Genomic DNA, 18,966 nt, shown 5'->3' on the forward strand with positions numbered 1-18,966 from the left:
GTGGCCCTGGCCACGTTCATCTCGCAGATGGGGCACAGAGATGCTCGTCGCTTGAACGTCTTTCAACTGCCTTATCGGCAACAACAGGTTGCCACCTCAGAATGCATAGCGCCGGGCTGATTAGTTGGAGCGTTCCGATCAACGGACAACACGCGCGCTGCTCGCAAGACCGGGTCAATCCAATTCTTGCGCCCGGCGGTGGATCGGAGTGGGATGAAACGGTGGCGGCGAAGACGAGGGGGACGTGAGGCGCTGAGCCTGCACGCGATCAAGAGCCTCGACCGCCTCACTCAACATCCGCTGGATGACTTCTTCCGCCGACTCACGTGCGTGAATCAACGCCGACGACTGACCCGCGTATAACGCCATCTTCTCCAACTCACCCGTGGTGCTCCGCAACGGTGAGACCGTGCTGTACTTGGGTATCGGTCCCCATTCATCTTCAGCGATCACTTCGCGCGGCAACGAATACGGATCGTTGCCGAATGGATGATCACGCACCTCGTCGGTCACGCTGTTGGCGAGCACGCGCACGGGCGAGCCAACTGGCCAGTTCGATCGTCGCGGGTGATTCCCTCACCATGCCGAGCAGGCCGAAGCCTGTCGCCAGGGAACGGAAGTTGTGAGAGCGTGCGCAAGACCAGATTAACGCGCGAGGCCGCCACCCATTTGCGCACCGTGCTGTGGTCAATACGGTGTCGGCGAGCCACCTCTGCGCTACCGCCGCCTCTGCCAGACAGATAGTCTTCGACAACCGACTGCTTGAACCGCGCGCTGTATCTGCTCATGAAAAAACACCCCAAATCGTTGGACGGGTGTCCAACTTTTGGGGTGCAGTTCAGGCCTGATGCCGTTTAGCGCCCGGCTGAACGGCACCGGCAATCAAGCGAACACGCGAGTGTTCGCTTGATCCATTAGTTGCCGGCGATGGTGTCAACCTCGTAGGGTGACGGTTTGTTTTCCGTCTTCCATTTCACTTCTTGCTCGGTGTTCGGCATCGGCGGAACGAGTCCCTGAATCAGCCAGAGATCTCGCGACGTCTCGTCAACGTGGAACTCCCAGCTAATGCCGAGCTCCTTAAACATCGGCTCAATTGCCTCTCGTGCACGCGACAACCAGCTTTCCCTCAGTTCCGGTGTCGGTAAACTTCGCGCGATGTGATCGATCCAGATCCGCACGAAACGCTCGGCCGGTTTGCCGCCAATATAGAAATCGCCCTGCTTGATTTCCTGAAACACCACGGCGACGTAGAACGCCGGCAAGCGGAAATAAACATTTTTCGTAATCCTCTCCGCCAGTTCGGTTTTTTGCTCGTCGTTCAGTGTGTCGGCGGTGTGATACAGCTTCCAGAGCGGCATGATTCGTCTCCTTGTCGGTAACTGATATGGATTGTTTACTGCTGGGTTATGCAACGCGTGCGGGTCCAAACGGCGATGCGCCGACGGAAGCAACCCGGATCAGCTTTTTGTTCACGAACTCGTCGAAGCCAAGTCGTGAAAGCTCCCGGCCGAATCCTGATTTCTTGACGCCGCCAAATGGCAGTTCTGGCGCCGTCGCAAGCGGCTGGTTGACAAAGACCATTCCGCTTTCGATCTGGGCTGCCACTCGCTGACCGTGTTCAGTGTCAGCCGTGAAGACCGATGCACCCAATCCGAAACGTGTGGCGTTCGCCAGCTCGATTGCGGCCGCTTCGTTGTCGACGGCGTAAAACGCGGCGACCGGCCCGAAGAGCTCTTCGTCGAAGACAGGATTGTTGCGGTCGATGTTGGCGAGAATCGTGGGTTGCAGATAGAAGCCCGGGCGGTTGACCCGTTGCCCGCCGCACTCGATCGTTGCGCCGTTGGTGGCTGCCCGGTCGATCTGGGAGAGCAGAAGCGACAACGCGCGCTCCGACGAAAGCGGGGCGACGGCCGTAGTCGGATCCGTCGGATCGCCAACTTGCAAAGCGGACATCTTCTCCTTGAATCCGGCAAGGAAGGCCTGACTACGTTCCTTCCCGACGACGATGATGCGTTTCGATCCGACACAGCATTGGCCCGCGTTGAGCATGCGGCCTGCAACAGCGCTATTGATCGCCCATTCGAGCGGTGCGTCCTCCAGCACGATGAACGGGTCGCTGCCGCCGAGTTCGAGAATGACCTTCTTCAGGTTTCGCCCGGCGCGCTCCGCGACCGCGGCGCCGGCGCGTTCGCTGCCGGTGAGCATGACGCCCTGAACGCGAGGATCGTCGATGACGCGCCCGATCTGTTCAATGGACGCGAAAAGGTTCGTATAGACGCCCGCCGGCGCGCCGGCCTCCTCGAACAGCCGGGCAAATGCCAGTGCCGATTGGGGCACGCTCTCAGCATGCTTCAACAGCAGAACGTTGCCGACCATGAGTTGCGGGCCTGCCACGCGAGCAATCTGGTAGTACGGGAAATTCCACGGCTCGATAGCAAGCAGAACACCAATCGGCTCGAGGTGAATCTCCGATTCGGGGGATTCCTCGAGCGGGCGCGGCTTCAGATGCTCCTCAGCATGATTTGCGTAATATTCGAGGATCTTGGCCGCCGATTCGACTTCTCTACGCGCCTCGCCCGTGCGCTTGCCCATTTCCAGTGTTACGTAGTGGGCATACTCATCGGCCTTCTCCCGCAGGATTGCTGCAGCGCGGGACACGATGCGTGCGCGTTCCGCCACGGAACGGTGTCGCCAGTCGGATTCAAAAGTCTTGTGGGCGGTCGCCAGTCGAGCTTCGAGCTCCAGGTCCGTAATGTCGTCGAATTTCGCGACTAGCTCGCCTGTAGCGGGATTGATTGTCTGGTAATTCATAGGATCTCAAATTAAATAATATGCATCACTAATAAAAGTGTATGCGGTTTAAAAACGAAAAATCCGGGAACGTATGGGTCGCCAGTAACCTTCTTGGCTCATCCGGCGTCGCCGTCATTCGGCGTATCTGTCATCGTGTTGTAACGCAGCCAGAAAAGCGACAACCGACTCAGTGGAACACCATCTCACGACTCATCACGCAGTTCGTATGATTCAGATCCTAACGGCGTTAATATTTCTGAACAAGTCCGGGTAATCCCTCAACGACATCAAGGCGATGACCGCCATTCGGATTGCGACTCTTGTCACATGAGAGGCGGTAACTTAACCCGAACGAATGCGGGCGAAAGATAAGAAATTTACCGGGACAATCGCAAGATTTGAGGAGTGCTTCGTGTAAATCAATGCGACGTTCGAAGGGATGCGAATACTACAGAAAGGATACGGCCAACGCGATATGCGTGATCGCCTGAATACCTGCCATCCGTGCCCGGAACGGGTATCGAGCCCGCGTCCCAAAACGCCAGTTATCGAGCCCTTTCGAGGCCGTCTTTAAATACCGTTCACGCCCCGGATGCCGGCAAATACCAGGTCAAGCGCTTGATCGATCAGCTGCTGGCGACTCACCTTGGGTGCACCCACGGGGTTGATGCTGAAGTCGATCATCAATGTCGATACGCCGTGCATGCACATCCACGCAATACGCGCCATTTCAAGCGCTCGCGTCTCATCTTCCTTGCCTCGTTCGCCCATGTAATCCACGACAGCCCGAGCGAGCGTGTGGTAAGACTGGGTCGTCGCAGCTTCGAGTTCGGCGTGTATCTGCCGCGCGGGGAACTGTGGTCCGAACATCAAATGGAACAACGTCGGATGGTGCCACGCAAACGTCACGTAGGACGACAGCAGTGAGCGCAGTCGCTGCTCGGCGGACATATGGGGGCGCAACCGCGAGAAGCGGAACTCGGTAAGGTCGCGAAAGCCGCTGGCCGCGATGGCGGCCAGCAAGCCTTCCTTGTTGCCGAAGTGGTGTTTGGGGGCAACTTGCGATACGCCAACTTTGGCGGCGATCTGCCGCAAGCTCAGTCCAGTCAGCCCGACCTCGACAAGCTGCTGCTTGCCACAGCGGACGAGCTCCTCGCGTAGATTGCCGTGGTGGTATGGACGCTGCTTGGGCGCATCGGCTTCCCGCTCACCGCTCGACGCGCCGGAACGGTCCGCAGTGGGAGAACGGGACGCGCTTGCCTCCTTCTTTGCCTGCCGACGCGGAGATGCGGTGTTGGCACGGGTCGCGCGTTTGGTTTCTGCAGAGTCGTTCATGCGAGTGATCTTAACACTCAATCGATCCGCGAACGTGCTCTCAACGCCATCGTCGTCATCAGCAATAACCGGATCGGCCACACCACCGGATCATGGCGTTGCTTGTCAGTGCGTCACCTGGCTCGGCCGGCGAGCGGGAAGGCCCAGTATGCCGCGAGCCTCGTCGGGGGTCGCTACTTCTCCACCGATGCTCTTGATGATATCGACTGCGCGTTTGACCAGTGCAGCGTTGCCCGGCGCCAGTTCGCCCTTGTCAATATAGAGATTGTCCTCGAGGCCGACGCGGACATGCCCTCCGAGAATCACGCTTTGAGCCACCATGGGGAACTGGGCACGCGAGATACCGAATGCCGACCAGCGGGCGTTTTCGGGCAGATAACTCTTCATCAGTAGAAGGCTTTCCGTATCGGCATGGGCTCCCCATGGCACGCCAAGACAAAGCTGGAACAGCGGGGCCTGCAGAATCCCCTGTGTTTCGATCAGGTGGCGTGCGAGACGCACGTGTCCGAGATCAAACACCTCGATTTCCGGTTTCACGCCTGCTGCCTCGACCAAGGTCGCCATCTTGATCAGATGGTCCTTCACGTTGACGAATGCGCGATTGCCGAAGTTCATGGTGGCGACGTCCAGGCTGCAGATTTCCGGACGCAATTCGAGCACGTGTCGGACGCGGGCTTCGGGCGTCATCATCGTGCTTTCCTTGCTTCCCCGGTTCGGGTCTTCGTCGCTAGGGATGAACCCGGCACCCAGCCCGGTCGTCAGATTGATCAAAATCGGGCATCCGCTATCGCGGATCCGCGACACGACTTCTCGGTATAGCGCCAATTCGGCGCTCGGGCCGCCCGACTTGGGGTCGCGGACATGAATGTGGGCGATGCTCGCGCCAGCCTCGCATGCCGCGATGGCCTCCTTGGCGATTTGCTCGGGGGTGACGGGCACCGCAGGGCTAAGCCGCGTGGTATCGCCGCTTCCAGTCAGTGCACAACTAATAATTGTCTTGTTCATCACAGTGGTCAGTAAAGAGAAAGGGGCTGACTCATAAACGATGCCCTGAAGGGGGCTTCTGTGCTGCGAGCAGTTCGATCAATCATAAATTCGCACTCCAGAATGACTGGATGCGAAGAAAGAATTTCAGACGGCGAATTCATGATAACACTGTTAGGATTCGCGTCAAGACAGGTGTAATTCCGATCATGGTGCGTCCGCGGCGTGTGGTTTATCCGTCACGGTCGCGCGCATTCCCGTTTGTTGTGGCGGGCGGCGCCCGTCGGATGGGCGTGCAACCACGCCTGAGCGCGCTTCGCCGGATGGCGGTTGCATGCATCGACTGATGCGGAGCACGGGCCGAAGCGGGCGTCACTTCAAGACTTGGGGAATTCCCGGATTTCGATAGATATTAACGGTGTTAGGATTCGTCATGGGCTGAGCGAATTGACTGCGAAGATGCCGGAAGGTCGATGTTTTCGATCAGGTCGTGCGTTCGTCATTTCGCGCCCGTTGAGCTTTTTTAGCTGGGCGGTCGAGCAGATTGGCTATGAAGTCGTCGCGTTCAAGGGCCTGCTGTATTGTGGCAATCAAGCGCTGCCGTACGTCGTTATCGTCAATAGGTGAACCGTCTGGTCGTCCATCTTCAAACGATCCTGGCGAAATCGCGTCCGAAGGCTTCGGTACCGTCGACCCAGGTTTGGAGTAGTGTAGTTCGGAGAACTTTCATGCCTCTACCGCCCGTCCTTGCCAATCGACTGTCAGTTCCTGTCGTCGCTTCGCCGCTTTTCATCATTTCGAACCCGGATCTCGTCATTGCGCAATGCAAGGCCGGCGTAGTCGGTTCCTTCCCGGCTCTGAACGCACGTCAGGAGGGCGCGCTTGACGAGTGGCTAGACCGGATTACTAACGAATTGGCCGAGCATGACGCGAAAAATCCGGGTCGTCCGGCCGCTCCTTTCGCTGTCAACCAGATCGTTCACAAGTCGAATGACCGTCTTGATACGGATATGGCGATCTGCGAAAAATACAAAGTTCCCATCGTCATCACGTCGCTGGGAGCGCGAGAAGAAATAAACGACGCCGTGCATCGCTGGGGTGGCATCGTTTTGCACGATGTCATCAATAACACCTTCGCGAAGAAGGCCATACAGAAGGGGGCGGATGGTCTGATCGCCGTCGCTGCCGGAGCCGGCGGTCATGCTGGCGTGACGTCCCCCTTTGCGCTTGTACAGGAAATTCGGGAATGGTTCAATGGGCCGCTGTTGCTCTCGGGTGCGATCGCCGGTGGTAATGCCATTCTCGCGGCGCTGGCCGCCGGAGCCGACCTGGCCTACGTGGGCAGTGCTTTTATCGCCACCCATGAGGCGAACGCGTTGGACGGCTACAAGCAGGCCATTGTGGACAGCGCGGCGTCCGATATCGTCTACACGAACCTTTTTTCCGGCGTGCACGGAAACTATCTGCGCAACAGTATCGCCGCTGCCGGCTTCGATCCGGACAACCTTCCCGAATCCGATCCTTCGAAGATGAGCTTTGGCTCCGGAGGCGGCTCGAGAGCCAAAGTCTGGAAAGATGTGTGGGGCGCCGGGCAAGGCATTGGCGCGATCAAGAAGATCGTCCCTGCCGCCGATCTGATTGGGCGTCTGAAGGAAGAATACGGTCTGGCACGCCAACGTCTCGCTGTCTGAACCTGAGAGAATGGATAAGAAAGTTGGCTATCTTTATTTAAACAAATAACCGGAACATGCGATAGCTGAGCAGGTGGAAATGTGACGTCGACCGCGGCTGGTCATTCGCCGATGAATAAACGGAAAGTCATTTGAGTCGCTCCCGTTATCCATCGAATGCGCGCTCCACCGCCGCGGTTATCGCCATCTTTCTGCTTTAGCCACGCAGGTTGCGGAGGAGACCACTGATCAATCGCTGGGAGTCGGCCGATCCTGCCGTCAGGAACGGGCATGCGCGCGTGCGTTCGCTTATCTAACTATGCCGAACGCTAATTCGCGCGAGGATGCTCAAGCGCGGCGGTGGTCGAGAACGTATTACCCAATCACGTAATCGAATTTTACAAGAGGCAAAGCAATGACATCCGGAGTCAAAGTAGAACTGTCGAACGATGTGCTGGTCGCTACCATTTCTCGACCGGAGAAGAAAAATGCTCTCACCAACGACATGTATGGCGCGCTCTCGGATGCCATCGTCAGGGCGGATGTCGATGCCGAGGTTCGAGCGCTGTTGATTCAGGCCGATGGAGACGCTTTTACGGCGGGCAACGATATTTCGGACTTCGCTGCCAAGGCGGCGGGCCATCATCCGGAAGAACATCACGCCACCCGCCTGCTGCGCGTCCTGGCCAATGCAACGGTACCGATCATCGCCGCGGTCCAAGGCAAGGCAGTGGGAGTCGGCACGACGATGCTGCTCCATTGCGACTACGTGCTGATGTCCAAAGAAGCACAATTGATTACGCCCTTTGTGAACCTGGGTCTGGTTCCGGAAGCTGCGTCGAGCTATCTGCTTCCGTTGCGAATTGGTTATGCCCGGGCATTCGAAATGTTTGCGCTCGGCGATCCACTTCCCGCCGAAACGGCCGTTGCATGGGGCATCGCGAACAAGGTCGTTCCCGCCGAACAGCTGCGTGCCGAGGCGCGCCGCGTTGCCGACAAGATGGCGTCCAAGCCCAGCGGATCGCTGACGGCCACGAAGCGGCTGATGCGGGATGCGGGACGATTGCTAGCCCAGATGGATCGCGAGGACACCACTTTTGAGGAGCGACTCAAAAGCGCCGAGGCAAAGGAAGCGTTTGACGCATTCGCGCAAAAACGCAAGCCTGATTTCACCAAAATTGCTCAATCGTAGGATCGGCATGTATTGAGCTCGAGTGCCCGGGCCGCGTGATTTGCGGACAATTCCCGGGCACGTCGATACACGGCGATGCCGCGCCGGATTCGCGGGGAATGTGGTGCAAATATCAGCGGAGGTTCTCGTCAATCGAGATATGTGGTGTCTCAAGTGGTCGAGTGGTTCGAAGTAGGCGAAGGTAATAACAAACGAAAATAAGATAACTTATTAATTTGGAGATGCTTCAGCCGTGATTACTCAACGAAATAGACGTCTTCCGATTTTTCAAGCGTGCACCGTTGCCGCGGTCCTTTCCGTTCTCCCTGGCGCGGTAAGGGCGCAAAGCAGTGTTACGTTATACGGGATTCTGGACACCAGCCTTTTCTATACGAATCACACGTTCAATCCGAGGACCCGGGCATCCGGGGGGCACGTGTTCTCGCTCACGGACAGCGACTACTCGTCATCCCGATTCGGCCTCAAGGGCAGAGAGGATCTTGGCGGGGGAACTGCGGCAATCTTTGCTCTGGAAAGTGGCTTTAGTACTTCCAATGGTGCGCTTGGAAACTCCAACGGGAATTTTTTTGGTCGTATGGCGTATGTGGGCCTTACCGGTCCGTATGGCACCGTGAAAATGGGTGAGCAATACTCTCCGTTTGCACTGTCCCTGTTGAATACGGAACCCCGCGGCGCGTCTTTTTTCGGCAGTGGTGCTGTAATCTATATCGGGAGCGTATTCACTACCGGGCTCTTTACGCCCAATGCCATTTCGTACACGTCGCCGAAGATTGCCGGGTTTGAAGGGAGTGGCATGATCGCGCTGGGTGGTCAGGCGGGTAATTTCCAAGCCGGTCGTCAATACTCTGCTCGCCTGACCTACACGATGCCGCATCTGGTTGTCGATGCGGCGCTTTTCAGTGGCAACAGCGGGGGTTCCGCGGCAAGCACGCCTATCCCGACGACAGTTGCCTTTACGGGTCGAACGATCGGAGCGGTGTCGAACTGGGGTAACGCCATATTCAATCTCTCGTACACGAACTACAAAGTAGCGAGTTCCTTCGATGAGCAAGTGTATATGGGCGGGTTCCGTTACACGTTCACGCCTGCATTTGCAGCCGACGGTGGCGTCTGGTGGATTCACGACGGTAATGCCGGCACGAATCACTCATTGCTTGCCGCGGCGGGCGTTACCTATTCGCTCTCCGCGCGTACGATGGTCTACGGTGAACTGGCGATGGTGAACAACCATGGGCGGCTTCACACCGGTCTATCCGTGAACGGCGCGCTATACGAGCCGACTGGATCGTCGACGGGCGCGACAATCGGGATCAGGCACTTGTTCTGACGGCGCGTTATCGATCGATTGTGTGTTTCGAGGGCTTGGGAATACCCTGATTTGCTTTAACGTTAACACTGTTGTCATTGGTTGAACGAAATGTTTTTTTATGTGGCGAGTGTATGTCGAGAAACCTCGAATGCAACGCGGAAGATGTGTAGTGGATGTCGTCGTCTATTTATTGAACGATCGTTTTGACCAATTTGCCTGACACTCCGTCAGGCTATGATTTAGGACATGAAATGAGCACTGTCGTATTTGAAAAAGACGGCGCGGTTGGCGTCGTCACGATGTCGAAGCCGCCCCACAACCTCATTGAGGATACGTTTTTGGGTGATCTCCTCGACTGCTACAAAAAAGCGGTCGACCAGGGTTGCCGTTCGATTCTCCTGCGCAGCGCGATGCGGCATTTCTGTGCCGGTGCGGACACCGCGGGCTTTACCGGTGGACGCCGGCGTCGTGATCAGGCCGGGCTGGATGCCTTGCTTGGCGCGCTCGAGAACGTGCCCGTGCCGACGATCGCGGCCGTTCACGGGGGCGCACTCGGTGGCGGATTCGAATTGGCACTGACTTGCGACATGATCGTCGCGGCCGATACGGCGTTTTTTGGGCAGGCAGAAGCGTCGCTCGGCCTGATTCCGCTGCTGGGCGGGACGCAACGCCTCGTTCAACGGGCCGGCCCGGCGCGTGCGAAGGAAATCGCTATGTTCGGTCGACGCCATAATCCGGTGGCGCTGGAGCGCTGGGGTGTCATCAACCTCGTGACTGCCGAAGCCGAACTGCCGACCGTGTCGATGTCGTGGGCACGGCAGCTGGCGGCGGGTCCGACGGTCGCATTCAAGGGCATCAAGAACCTGGCGAACCTGTCCGCGAGGCAAGGCATCGCTGGCGCAGACGCTCAGCAAACCGAAATGAACAACATGATGTGGGCGAGCGCGGACCAGAAGCGTGGTCTAGAGGCGTTCGCGAAGAGCGGTCCCGGTTCGGCTCTTTTCGAGGGGAATTGAACATGAGCGCTCCACTCGACGGACTGAAGGTGATCGACTTCACGCGTGTGTTGGCCGGTCCGCATTGCACGAAGGCGCTGCGCGATCTCGGCGCCGACGTCGTCAAGATCGAGCCGCCGGGCGGCGATACCGGTCGCGGTGGCGTGCCGCATATCGGCACCATGTCCGTGTACTACGCGCAGCAGAACGCGGGAAAGCGCAATCTGAGTCTCGATCTGAACTGGCCGGAGGCCCGCGAAATCGTGGCGGATCTTTGCCGCGACGCCGACGTTATCGTCGAGAATTTCCGGCCGGGGACGCTCGCCCGCTTTGGTCTGGGATATGAGCAGGTTCGTGAATTCAATCCTTCGGTTGTGTATGTCTCGATGAGCGGCTATGGGCAGACCGGTCCGTGGCGCAATCGTCCGGCATTTGCGCCCACCGTGCAGGCGGAGACGGGCCTGACCGACATTTTGCGCGACCATTTTGAATTCGACCCGAATGCATTGAGGAACGACGCCTGCAGCCATGCCGACGTCTATACCGGGCTCCACGGCGTGATTGCCGTTCTCGCGGCTCTTCAGCATCGCAACCGCACGGGCGAAGGTCAGCACGTGGACGTTTCGATGGCGGCGACCATGCTGTCCGTCAACGAGCGGGCAGGTGCGCAACTGTCGGGCGTGGACACCAATGGCGAACCGCCTGCGCTGAGCGCGGCCGAGTCTCACATTTTCCGCATGCCTGATGGCCGCCATGTGACGATTGCGGCGAGCCCGATCTATTCGCCGATGTTCGTGCGATTCTGTTCGATGATGCGTCGCACGGACCTTCTGCTTGACCCGCGCTTTGCCTCCGCGCATCTTCGTCGGCAGAACCTCGATGCGCTTCTCGCGGAGGTGCGCGCCTGGATCCTGACGTTTACGGATCTCGAGGAATTGCAGGCGCAGGTGAGTGAACAGGGTCTCGCGATCGGCGTGGTGCGTACCACCAACGAGCTTGCCGATTCGGAATGGGCGGCCGACTGGGGGGCGATCGTGGAAGTGGATGATCGCAGCGGCGGTACGTTGCGCATGCCCGGGTCGCCGTGGCGATTCAGCGGCGCGACGCTGCCGAAGCCCGGTATTCCGGCCTTCCAGGGCGAGCATAACGTTGAGCTGCTCGCCGAACGTGGGGTTGATCCGGCGTTGATCCAGAAGCTTCGCGAGCGGCAGATCTTGCTGAGCCGGCGCAGCCTGCGCGGGGATTTCGACGCGCTTTGATCATGCGCATGGTCAGCCGACGTTGAACGGGTTCTTCGCGGTGGTGCAAGCGGCGTGGCGAGCATGGTGCCACGCCGCTTGCTTTTGAAGAGCGAACCCCGGTCAGAAAATCTCGAAACGCACATTCTGGGGTTGGGCACTCGTCCAAGCGGTTGGGGTGCAGTCGCTAGCGTGACGCGGGTCAGCGCAACACCGCGGCACGGCCCTGACGTTTAGTCAGCGCGGCACCAACGACCAGAATCCGGGCACACAATGACCGGTTCGTCGTTCAGCCGGACTTGCTCTGCATCCACTTGCAACGCGGTCGAAGGGGCGATGTCGAAGACAACCTGAAGTGCTTGCCCAACCTGCGCATCTTCGATGGGAAGCTCCCAGGTCAGGAACATCTGGACGCAATCCTGGTCCGGCGCGAAGTCGGCCACATTGAAACCGCTGCTGCTGCGCCGAATGACGCCATGAGGCTGGCCAGTATCGAATATCACAGCCGTTCCCCGGGTCAGAGGAATGCGATGGCCCGTAGAGGGAAAGTGCAAGTCCAGACCCTTGTCCTCGCTCAGGAAGAGATTGCAAAAGGCCGCACTGCCATATTGCTCGGCGTCATGGTGGTACCTCGCGCCGCGGCAGGCCATGAGGGCGACGTCACTGGAGGCAAGCACTGCGGGCAGTCCAAGCGCGCACGTCCAATCGGACATTGCCTGCACGCAGCGCGTGTAGTCTGGCCAGCGCGCCCGTGCTCGCGCCAATGGCATTACCTCGACGTCCCCGGGCTCCAGGACCATGTGCGACGATATCTCCCGGTCCCAATCTGCAAGCAGGCGTGCGGGGGGCGCAGGCACGTCGATCGTGCCTGATAGCACGATGTCGCTCACGCGTCGGCTGCGGATGGCGTCGCCACTCCAGAAATAGGAGGTCAGCATGTCTGGCACCAGGCGCCCGTCCGTCTTTACAGATAGCTGCAGATGTAGTCGAGCGTTTCGATCACGTCGATATCGAAGCGGCTCTTGCCGGGCACCGAGAACGACTCGCCCGCGCCATACGTCTTCCACTCGTCACTGCTTTCGAGGCGGATGCGGCATTGCCCGGCCTGCACCTCCATGAGTTCCGGCGCGTCGGTGCCGAAGTTGAGCGCGCCGGGCAGGATCACGCCGAGTGTCTTGCGTGTGCCGTCGGCGAAGAGAACGGTATGCGAGACACACTTGCCGTCGAAGTAGACGTTGGCTCGTTTGAGAATGGAAACTTGATCGAATTGCGTTGCGGCCGTCATGGCGGTCTTCCTCTGGGTCATCGTGAATGGATGCGTTGGCGCCGCGTAGCAGCAGCGGGCGGTGCGCGATCTGCGCGGACCGCCTGCGCGGACTTTCGGGCGCCCGCCCGCCATGATACAGGCGGGCGGCGGCGCTTGCGCAATGCCCGGTTGACTGAGTCTCTATGGCGTATTCCGGGCGGGAATGACAGCTATTGCCGCATGCTCCCTTCTGTGTCACCTCGACTCGCGCAATCATTCTTTCTCCTAATCCGGATATCCGAAGGACGAAGCGATGAGCAGGCTCTTTACACCCATCTCCGTTGGACCCTTCGAACTGAAGCATCGCGTCGTACTGGCGCCGCTGACGCGCATGCGCACCGAAGCTGGCAATGTACCCGGCGATCTGATGGTCGAGTATTATTCGCAACGCTCGTCCGATGGCGGTTTGCTGATCACTGACGCGACCGCGGTCTCGCCGCTGGGCATTGCGTATGTCGACGCTCCCGGCATTTACACACAGGCGCAGGTCGACGGCTGGAAGCGTGTCACCGACGCGGTGCATGCCAAAGGCGCCCGCATCTTCCTGCAGCTATGGCACGCCGGCCGGCAGGCGCACCCCGCTAACACGAACGGACAGACACCGGTCGCGCCGTCGGCGATACGCGCGTATGAGCATGCTGCGATCCGCGACGAGCGAGGCAACATCGTCGAAGTCGAACAGCTCGTTCCACGAGCGCTGGACACGCGCGAGATCGCGGATATCGTTGAGCAGTTCCGGCAGGGCGCTGCACGTGCGAAAGAAGCCGGTTTCGACGGCGTCGAACTGCATGCGGCGAACGGCTATCTCATCGATCAATTCCTGCTGGATGGCTCGAACCATCGGACGGACGCTTATGGCGGTCCGATTGAGAATCGGGCGCGCTTTCTGTTCGAGGTTGTGGAGGCTGTCGTGTCGGTGTGGGGTGCAGGGCGCGTTGCCGCACGGCTGTCGCCCTGCGGCGCTTATGGGACCATGTCCGACAGCGACCCGCACGCGACCTTCGGCTATGTGGCGAGCCGGCTCAACAACTACAACCTCGCTTACCTGCACGTGATCGAGCCACGCATTCGCGGCAACGAGGACACGGTGGCGAGCGATTCCGCCATCTCGTCGAAAGATCTGGGCCGCCTGTTCACCGGCACTATTGTGGCCGCCGGAGGATTCACCGCTGAAAGCGCGGAGCAGATCCTGCGTACCGGCGATGCCGATCTGGTCGCGTTCGGCCGGATGTTTGTGTCCAATCCGGATCTGCCGGAGCGTTTGCGTACGGGTGCGCCTCTGAATGCCTACGACCGTTCAACATTCTATGGCGGCGATGGACGAGGCTACACTGACTACAGTACGCACCGCGCAGCGGCCACGGCCTGAGTGTGCCTCGTCGCGCGACACGCGAATCAAGAAGATTCGTTCCAGGAGAGAAAGGAGAGAAGGAAGTGGACCGACTGGCAGCGATGGAAACGTTCGTATGCGTGGTTGAATCCGGTTCTTTCCCGGCTGCGGCCCGGCTGCTCGATGTAGAGCAGCCGGCCGTTTCAAAGTCGATTGCACAACTCGAAGAACGGCTCGCAGTCCGATTCAAATGGAAACCTTGCCGATCGAGGCGCCGCCATCGACAAACAGAGTTTGACCTGTAATGAAAGCAGCCTCTTCGGACAGAAGGAAAGCGATGGCCGCAGCAATCTCTTCTGGCTTGCCAATGCGGTTCATCGGTACAGCAGCGAGGTAACGCTGTTCGCCTTCGCTTCCCGGCGCGTTGTTGGCTCTAAAGAGTTCGGTTTCCGTCGGTCCGGGCGCGACGGAATTGACCGTGATGCCGGTGGTCGCAAGCTCAAGTGCCCAGGAGCGTGAAAAGCTCACCAGCGCGGACTTGGCGGCAGCATAAGCGGTACGTTCCACGATGCCAAGGACAGTGAGGCTCGATATGTTGACGATTCGCCCCCAGCCTTGAGTGCGCATATTGGGCAGGAGCGCTTGCGCGGCCTGGACAGCAGGATGCAGATTAAGCGACATGACGGAGTCAAGTGCGTCGAGCTCAATGGCGCCTAGCCTCTGCGGTTTCACCAGCCCAACGTTATTGACCAGGCCATCGAACTGGTAGTCCGATACAAGTTTGTCGAGCGTGGCCTGCGTTTTTACGCGGTCGGACAAATCGACGGACACAAGCGTTCCTGGGAAACCCTCATCGTCTCCCTGGCGTGCTAGCCCTACAACCCGGTGCCCATCTGCATTCAGCCGCTGTGCGACGGCCAGGCCGATGCCTTTGCTGGCACCGGTTACTAGAAAAGTACGTGATTTCATGGTGTCTTGATGTTCTGGATGCAGATCGTCCGCATGCGTTCGCTCCCGACCTTGCAGTGTCGGGAGCGGAGCAGATCCGGTCTACAAAGCCGGAGCAATTTTCCGGCGGAGAACGGGCAACATGTCCAGCGGTTCGGGCCGATGGGTGTAGTCCGGGTTCACTTCGGAGTACAGAATCGTGCCGTCTTGCCCGACCACGTAACGCGCTGGCATTGGCAGAGTCCAGCTATGGTCGCCGTTGAACGCCGGCAGGTCGTTCTTGAGGTTCTTGTACAGATCAACGAGATAGTCGGGCAGGGCAAAGCGGATGCCGAACGCTGCCGCAACATCGTTGTGCGTGTCGCTGAGGATCGGAAAGCTCAGTTTGTTGGTGCGGACCGACTTGCGGCTATTCACGGCATTCTGCGGTGAGATCGCGACCAGGTTGGCACCTTCGGCCTTGAACGACGGCACTGCTTCCTCAAGCGCCAGCAGTTCAAGATTGCAATACGGGCACCATACGCCACGATAGAAGCTGATGACGAGCGGCCCGCGCTTCAGCAACTCAACAGACGACACGGGTTTTCCCTCCGGGTCGTTGAGGGTGAATTGCGGCGCTACGTCGCCCGCTTTGAGTGCGCGTTCAGCCTGACGAGACGCCACGAGTTCGGCCGTAGCGCGTTCCATGACGGGATGGATTTCCGGCGGCGCAAAGTACGGGGCCTTTCCGCTTTTGAAATCCGCCTTGAATGCGTCGAGTCTCGCTTGAAGTGACATGACAATCTCCTTCTCCAGACAGAGTGATGTGTTGAAGTTGCACTGCGTTGGACAGATAGTCCGCCAACGCAAATGCGTGGAGAAGGCACGCCGGCCACATAACAGTCATTCCGGCAAGGCATAAAGGCGGAAAACCCGCTGCCACGCGATAGCGTGACATCCCGGGTTGCGGCTACAGCCAGCGCCAGATGCCCGCGGCCCAACCGGTGAGTGGGAAATGAGCCCAGGTCGCTACGAGCCAGACGACGAGGCCGCCCAACAGCGCGTGCAAGCCGAACCCGCCCAGCCGCGCGCGGCCGGCGGCGATCGCCGCGAACGGCAGGTAGCTCGTCTTCGACTCCCATGCGGGCCAGAGATCGGGTTGGAGCCGCTCCTTTTTCCGGTCCTGCAAAGCAGCGCCGACGAGCGCGAGGAAGACGATAGCCGCCGCAAGTATGATGTTCCTGGCCACCGGGAACACCGCGACGTGGCACAGCCCCCAAAGCGCGAACGACCACATCATCGGGTGGCGCGTCACCGCGAACGCGCCGCGCGCCGCTTCCGGGAACGCGCCGGGCCGGCCGCCGGTGGGCAGCGCCGGGTTGCGGATCAGAGAGCCCATCAGGAGGATCGACGCGATCAGCATGACGGCGGTCGCAACTGCCCAGAGCCCGTTTCCTACCGGCCATAGCGGCGCCGACAGGGGCGCCTTTAGATAGGTCAGGATCAGCCAGCCGAACGTCAGGAGCGCTACCAGCGAATAGACGCCCAGGAATCCCGTTTCGCCAATTGCGCGGACCAAACGCCGGCGCAGCGGATGGGACAGGAGAAAGTGGCTACCCACGAAGGCGACCGCCGCCGCCGCAACTGCGTTGGTGCTTCCCATTGACCCGGCTCCTCTAGAGGGTTGGTGCATCGCCGCTGTTCCATATCCAGTACCGAAGATTACTACTGACGCGGGTAGATCGGTCAGTTATGCGGGAATCGGCAGCTCGTCGAACGCTATCTGAAACGCTCTGCGGTACATTTATTATTATGTTCGATGTGGGCGCGGCGATTGCTCCCCGGTTGCGAGGCGTCTTCGGCGCAATCAGCAGTGCGATGCCGTGAGTGCCGCGCCTGCCTGGTAAATCGGGCACTCCTGTCATATTCATGAGCAAGGAGCGAGAGCTTGGACGAGCGTGCTCGTAAGGCAGCCAGACCGGCGACGAGAACCGAGCGGACAACGCTTGCGGTAAGAGCGGTATTGGAAGGCCGCCGCGGCGGCGCGCTGATGCTCCTGCCGTTTGCTGGACCGGCGGTGGTGGTCTCTGTTGCCTATATGGATCCGGGCAACTTTGCGACGAATATTCAGGCAGGCGCCAAATACGGTTACGCGTTGCTCTGGGTGGTGCTGTTGGCAAACCTTGTGGCGATGCTGTTTCAGGCGCTCTCGGCGAAGCTCGGCATCGTCACCGGGCGAAACCTCGCGGAACTGTGTCGCGAGCGATTTTCGAAACCCGTCGTGCTGATGATGTGGGGTGTAAGCGAAATCGCCGCGATGGCAACCGATCTCGCCGAATTTCTTGGCGGAGCGATCGGACTGTCGTTACTGTTTCACATGCCCTTGCTCGGCGGCATGGTGGTCACGGCGGTAGTGACTTACGGCCTGCTGTTGTTTGAGAGCGCCGGTTTCCGTCCCCTTGAACTGGCGATTGGGGCACTCGTCGGCATCATTGGTTTGTCCTACCTTGCCGAGCTGTTCATTACGCCGATTGCGTGGCCGAGTGTCTTCGCTCATACGTTTTCCCCCCGATTGCCCGACGCGAACGCGCTCACGATTGCCGTCGGGATTGTGGGCGCGACGGTGATGCCGCACGCGCTTTTCCTGCACTCCGGGCTAACCCAACGGCGAGCACCCGCGAGGACGGAGCCGGAGCGGGCAACGTTGCTGAAATTCTCGAATGTCGAGGTCATAATCGCACTGACCATCGCCGGGCTCATTAATATGGCGATGGTGATCATGGCCGCGGGGGCATTTCATCACGGCTATCCCGAGGTAGCGGAGATCGAAACAGCTTATCACACGCTGGCGCCGCTATTAGGTATTGGGGCAGCAGGGATTTTCCTGCTGTCCCTGATCGCTTCGGGCATATCGAGTTCCGTAGTCGGCACGATGGCGGGTCAGATGATCATGCAAGGGTTCGTGGGCTTTCGCATTCCGCTGTGGTTGCGCCGGGCTGTCACGATGGTGCCGAGTTTTGTCGTGGTGGCGCTTGGGGTCAATGCGACTCAGGCGCTTGTCCTTAGTCAGGTTGTATTGAGCCTCGCGTTGCCGCTGCCGATGGCCGCGTTGCTATGGTTCACCTGCCGTGAGGACGTGATGGGCCCATACAAGAATCGCGCGTTCATCGCCGTGCTCTCCACGCTGGCGGCATTGGTCGTCTTATCGTTCAATGTCGTGCTGATATTGCAAACATTCGGCGTTGAGATTCCTGGCTTGCCAGGCTGAAACATTCGCTAGCGGCGAGCTGACGCGTTCTGCGAGTTCATGTCAGTGTGTCGTTGTCCGCATTGCCCGGTATTCGCGTCGCACGATATCCATCAGCTCCTCGACCGAGGTGCTGGCTGCCTCCCGCTGGTAAGTGACACGTCCGCGCTGCATCAGCATCACACGATGCGCGATATCGAGCGTCTGGGCGTAGTTGTGCATGATCATGACGATCGACAGACCACCTTTATTCTCGAGTCGAAGGATCAGGTCGATGATCAATCCAGCCTCGCGAGCGCCCATCGCGGCGAGGAAACGCTGCTTCGCTCCGTCGATCGTGTGTCTGCCGCGAAGCGCCTGCTGTGCGTTGATGCCTCGCTACGCGACGTGGTGCGTTCATCAAGGCTCGCGACGTCTGCGCTGGAAAATAATGTCACAAGAACGCCTGTTCGCCCAACCGTGTCTGGCAAACAGGTCATGCTGCACCGCGACGGCTTCGTGATGGTGCCGTAAAAATGTCACAAAAAGATTTGTCCACATATTGATCTATTGGACACCTCAGCATTAAGATGGGTGCCTTGGCGCGCGACATGCCACCCGAACGCAAGGTGGCATCCCGCAGCAGCCATCCCCGAATTGA

Annotated in this window: 18 protein-coding genes and 2 pseudogenes; 8 read left to right on the top strand and 12 right to left on the bottom strand. The window is 59.3% G+C overall.

Annotated elements, in window-relative coordinates:
• Nucleotides 1-174: 174 nt before the first annotated feature.
• The 6 genes from P3T22_RS26940 to P3T22_RS26965 all read right to left on the bottom strand — a co-directional run bounded on the left by P3T22_RS26940 (nt 175) and on the right by P3T22_RS26965 (nt 5,136).
• Nucleotides 175-534, bottom strand: coding sequence for a hypothetical protein (locus P3T22_RS26940; protein ID WP_429326606.1), 360 nt, complete (start codon nt 532-534; stop codon nt 175-177).
• Complete coding sequence (locus P3T22_RS26945) at nt 510-788, bottom strand: transposase (RefSeq protein ID WP_082855453.1); 279 nt, start codon at nt 786-788, stop codon at nt 510-512. Before P3T22_RS26945 ends, P3T22_RS26940 begins: the two co-directional genes overlap by 25 nt.
• 126 nt (nt 789-914) lie before the next feature.
• Complete coding sequence (locus P3T22_RS26950; RefSeq protein ID WP_063500262.1) at nt 915-1,358, bottom strand: tautomerase family protein; 444 nt, start codon at nt 1,356-1,358, stop codon at nt 915-917.
• A 46-nt stretch (nt 1,359-1,404) separates the two neighbouring features.
• On the bottom strand, nt 1,405-2,811 hold the full coding sequence (locus P3T22_RS26955) for an NAD-dependent succinate-semialdehyde dehydrogenase (protein WP_063500261.1): 1,407 nt from the start codon (nt 2,809-2,811) through the stop codon (nt 1,405-1,407).
• 552 nt (nt 2,812-3,363) lie between these two features.
• A complete protein-coding gene (locus tag P3T22_RS26960) occupies nt 3,364-4,209 on the bottom strand; it encodes a TetR/AcrR family transcriptional regulator (RefSeq protein WP_063500260.1) in 846 nt (281 codons plus the stop codon).
• A gap of 24 nt (nt 4,210-4,233) precedes the next feature.
• The gene (locus tag P3T22_RS26965; RefSeq protein ID WP_082855452.1) at nt 4,234-5,136 is read right to left on the bottom strand and encodes a 3-keto-5-aminohexanoate cleavage protein; all 903 of its coding nucleotides are present in this window, start codon (nt 5,134-5,136) and stop codon (nt 4,234-4,236) included.
• 704 nt (nt 5,137-5,840) lie between these two features.
• Here P3T22_RS26965 and P3T22_RS26970 point away from each other — a divergent pair.
• The 5 genes from P3T22_RS26970 to P3T22_RS26990 all read left to right on the top strand — a co-directional run bounded on the left by P3T22_RS26970 (nt 5,841) and on the right by P3T22_RS26990 (nt 11,537).
• Complete coding sequence (locus tag P3T22_RS26970) at nt 5,841-6,803, top strand: NAD(P)H-dependent flavin oxidoreductase (RefSeq protein WP_063500257.1); 963 nt, start codon at nt 5,841-5,843, stop codon at nt 6,801-6,803.
• A gap of 394 nt (nt 6,804-7,197) precedes the next feature.
• A complete protein-coding gene (locus P3T22_RS26975) occupies nt 7,198-7,974 on the top strand; it encodes an enoyl-CoA hydratase (protein ID WP_429326607.1) in 777 nt (258 codons plus the stop codon).
• A gap of 235 nt (nt 7,975-8,209) precedes the next feature.
• Nucleotides 8,210-9,301: a porin gene (locus P3T22_RS26980; RefSeq protein ID WP_082855533.1), complete on the top strand. Its 1,092-nt coding sequence runs from the start codon at nt 8,210-8,212 to the stop codon at nt 9,299-9,301.
• A gap of 233 nt (nt 9,302-9,534) precedes the next feature.
• Nucleotides 9,535-10,299: an enoyl-CoA hydratase/isomerase family protein gene (locus P3T22_RS26985; protein WP_063500255.1), complete on the top strand. Its 765-nt coding sequence runs from the start codon at nt 9,535-9,537 to the stop codon at nt 10,297-10,299.
• A gap of 2 nt (nt 10,300-10,301) precedes the next feature.
• Nucleotides 10,302-11,537, top strand: coding sequence for a CaiB/BaiF CoA transferase family protein (locus P3T22_RS26990; protein WP_063500254.1), 1,236 nt, complete (start codon nt 10,302-10,304; stop codon nt 11,535-11,537).
• A gap of 212 nt (nt 11,538-11,749) precedes the next feature.
• Here P3T22_RS26990 and P3T22_RS26995 read toward each other — a convergent pair whose 3' ends face one another.
• On the bottom strand, nt 11,750-12,454 hold the full coding sequence (locus P3T22_RS26995) for a hypothetical protein (protein WP_429326608.1): 705 nt from the start codon (nt 12,452-12,454) through the stop codon (nt 11,750-11,752).
• 26 nt (nt 12,455-12,480) lie between these two features.
• A complete protein-coding gene (locus P3T22_RS27000) occupies nt 12,481-12,801 on the bottom strand; it encodes a pyrimidine/purine nucleoside phosphorylase (RefSeq protein WP_063500252.1) in 321 nt (106 codons plus the stop codon).
• A 274-nt stretch (nt 12,802-13,075) separates the two neighbouring features.
• On the opposite strand from P3T22_RS27000, the gene P3T22_RS27005 reads away from it, so the two are divergent.
• Together P3T22_RS27005 and P3T22_RS27010 are read left to right on the top strand one after the other, a co-directional pair.
• Nucleotides 13,076-14,191, top strand: coding sequence for an alkene reductase (locus tag P3T22_RS27005; protein ID WP_429326609.1), 1,116 nt, complete (start codon nt 13,076-13,078; stop codon nt 14,189-14,191).
• A 65-nt stretch (nt 14,192-14,256) separates the two neighbouring features.
• Nucleotides 14,257-14,418, top strand: a pseudogene (locus tag P3T22_RS27010) (helix-turn-helix domain-containing protein); the annotation flags it as partial.
• On the opposite strand, the gene P3T22_RS27015 reads toward P3T22_RS27010, so the two are convergent.
• The 3 genes from P3T22_RS27015 to P3T22_RS27025 all read right to left on the bottom strand — a co-directional run bounded on the left by P3T22_RS27015 (nt 14,399) and on the right by P3T22_RS27025 (nt 16,742).
• The gene (locus tag P3T22_RS27015; RefSeq protein ID WP_429326610.1) at nt 14,399-15,121 is read right to left on the bottom strand and encodes an SDR family oxidoreductase; all 723 of its coding nucleotides are present in this window, start codon (nt 15,119-15,121) and stop codon (nt 14,399-14,401) included. The pseudogene P3T22_RS27010 and the gene P3T22_RS27015 overlap by 20 nt on opposite strands.
• Before the next feature lie 81 nt (nt 15,122-15,202).
• Nucleotides 15,203-15,877, bottom strand: a complete 675-nt coding sequence (locus tag P3T22_RS27020; protein ID WP_063500249.1) for a peroxiredoxin-like family protein — start codon at nt 15,875-15,877, stop codon at nt 15,203-15,205.
• A 172-nt stretch (nt 15,878-16,049) separates the two neighbouring features.
• Entirely contained in the window at nt 16,050-16,742 is a 693-nt protein-coding gene (locus tag P3T22_RS27025) for an NnrU family protein (protein ID WP_063500248.1), read from the bottom strand.
• Between the two features lie 285 nt (nt 16,743-17,027).
• Here P3T22_RS27025 and P3T22_RS27030 point away from each other — a divergent pair, with 285 nt between their 5' ends.
• Entirely contained in the window at nt 17,028-18,347 is a 1,320-nt protein-coding gene (locus P3T22_RS27030; RefSeq protein WP_063500247.1) for an Nramp family divalent metal transporter, read from the top strand.
• Nucleotides 18,348-18,389: 42 nt separating this feature from the next.
• Here the strand turns inward: P3T22_RS27030 and P3T22_RS27035 are convergent.
• Nucleotides 18,390-18,638, bottom strand: a pseudogene (locus P3T22_RS27035) (sugar ABC transporter ATP-binding protein); the annotation flags it as partial.
• Between the last annotated feature and the right edge of the window lie 328 nt (nt 18,639-18,966).

Origin of the sequence: Paraburkholderia sp. GAS348, from assembly GCF_050434205.1 — a bacterium.
GTDB lineage: Bacteria > Pseudomonadota > Gammaproteobacteria > Burkholderiales > Burkholderiaceae > Paraburkholderia.

Excerpts from the sequence above, each read along its gene's own strand:
- P3T22_RS26945 (WP_082855453.1), bottom strand. The coding sequence starts at position 788 with ATGAGCAGATACAGCGCGCGGTTCAAGCAGTCGGTTGTCGAAGACTAT.
- P3T22_RS26950 (WP_063500262.1), bottom strand. The coding sequence starts at position 1,358 with ATGCCGCTCTGGAAGCTGTATCACACCGCCGACACACTGAACGACGAG.
- P3T22_RS26955 (WP_063500261.1), bottom strand. The coding sequence starts at position 2,811 with ATGAATTACCAGACAATCAATCCCGCTACAGGCGAGCTAGTCGCGAAA.
- P3T22_RS26970 (WP_063500257.1), top strand. The coding sequence starts at position 5,841 with ATGCCTCTACCGCCCGTCCTTGCCAATCGACTGTCAGTTCCTGTCGTC.
- P3T22_RS26975 (WP_429326607.1), top strand. The coding sequence starts at position 7,198 with ATGACATCCGGAGTCAAAGTAGAACTGTCGAACGATGTGCTGGTCGCT.
- P3T22_RS26985 (WP_063500255.1), top strand. The coding sequence starts at position 9,535 with ATGAGCACTGTCGTATTTGAAAAAGACGGCGCGGTTGGCGTCGTCACG.
- P3T22_RS26990 (WP_063500254.1), top strand. The coding sequence starts at position 10,302 with ATGAGCGCTCCACTCGACGGACTGAAGGTGATCGACTTCACGCGTGTG.
- P3T22_RS26995 (WP_429326608.1), bottom strand. The coding sequence starts at position 12,454 with ATGCTGACCTCCTATTTCTGGAGTGGCGACGCCATCCGCAGCCGACGC.
- P3T22_RS27000 (WP_063500252.1), bottom strand. The coding sequence starts at position 12,801 with ATGACGGCCGCAACGCAATTCGATCAAGTTTCCATTCTCAAACGAGCC.
- P3T22_RS27005 (WP_429326609.1), top strand. The coding sequence starts at position 13,076 with ATGAGCAGGCTCTTTACACCCATCTCCGTTGGACCCTTCGAACTGAAG.
- P3T22_RS27015 (WP_429326610.1), bottom strand. The coding sequence starts at position 15,121 with ATGAAATCACGTACTTTTCTAGTAACCGGTGCCAGCAAAGGCATCGGC.
- P3T22_RS27020 (WP_063500249.1), bottom strand. The coding sequence starts at position 15,877 with ATGTCACTTCAAGCGAGACTCGACGCATTCAAGGCGGATTTCAAAAGC.
- P3T22_RS27025 (WP_063500248.1), bottom strand. The coding sequence starts at position 16,742 with ATGGGAAGCACCAACGCAGTTGCGGCGGCGGCGGTCGCCTTCGTGGGT.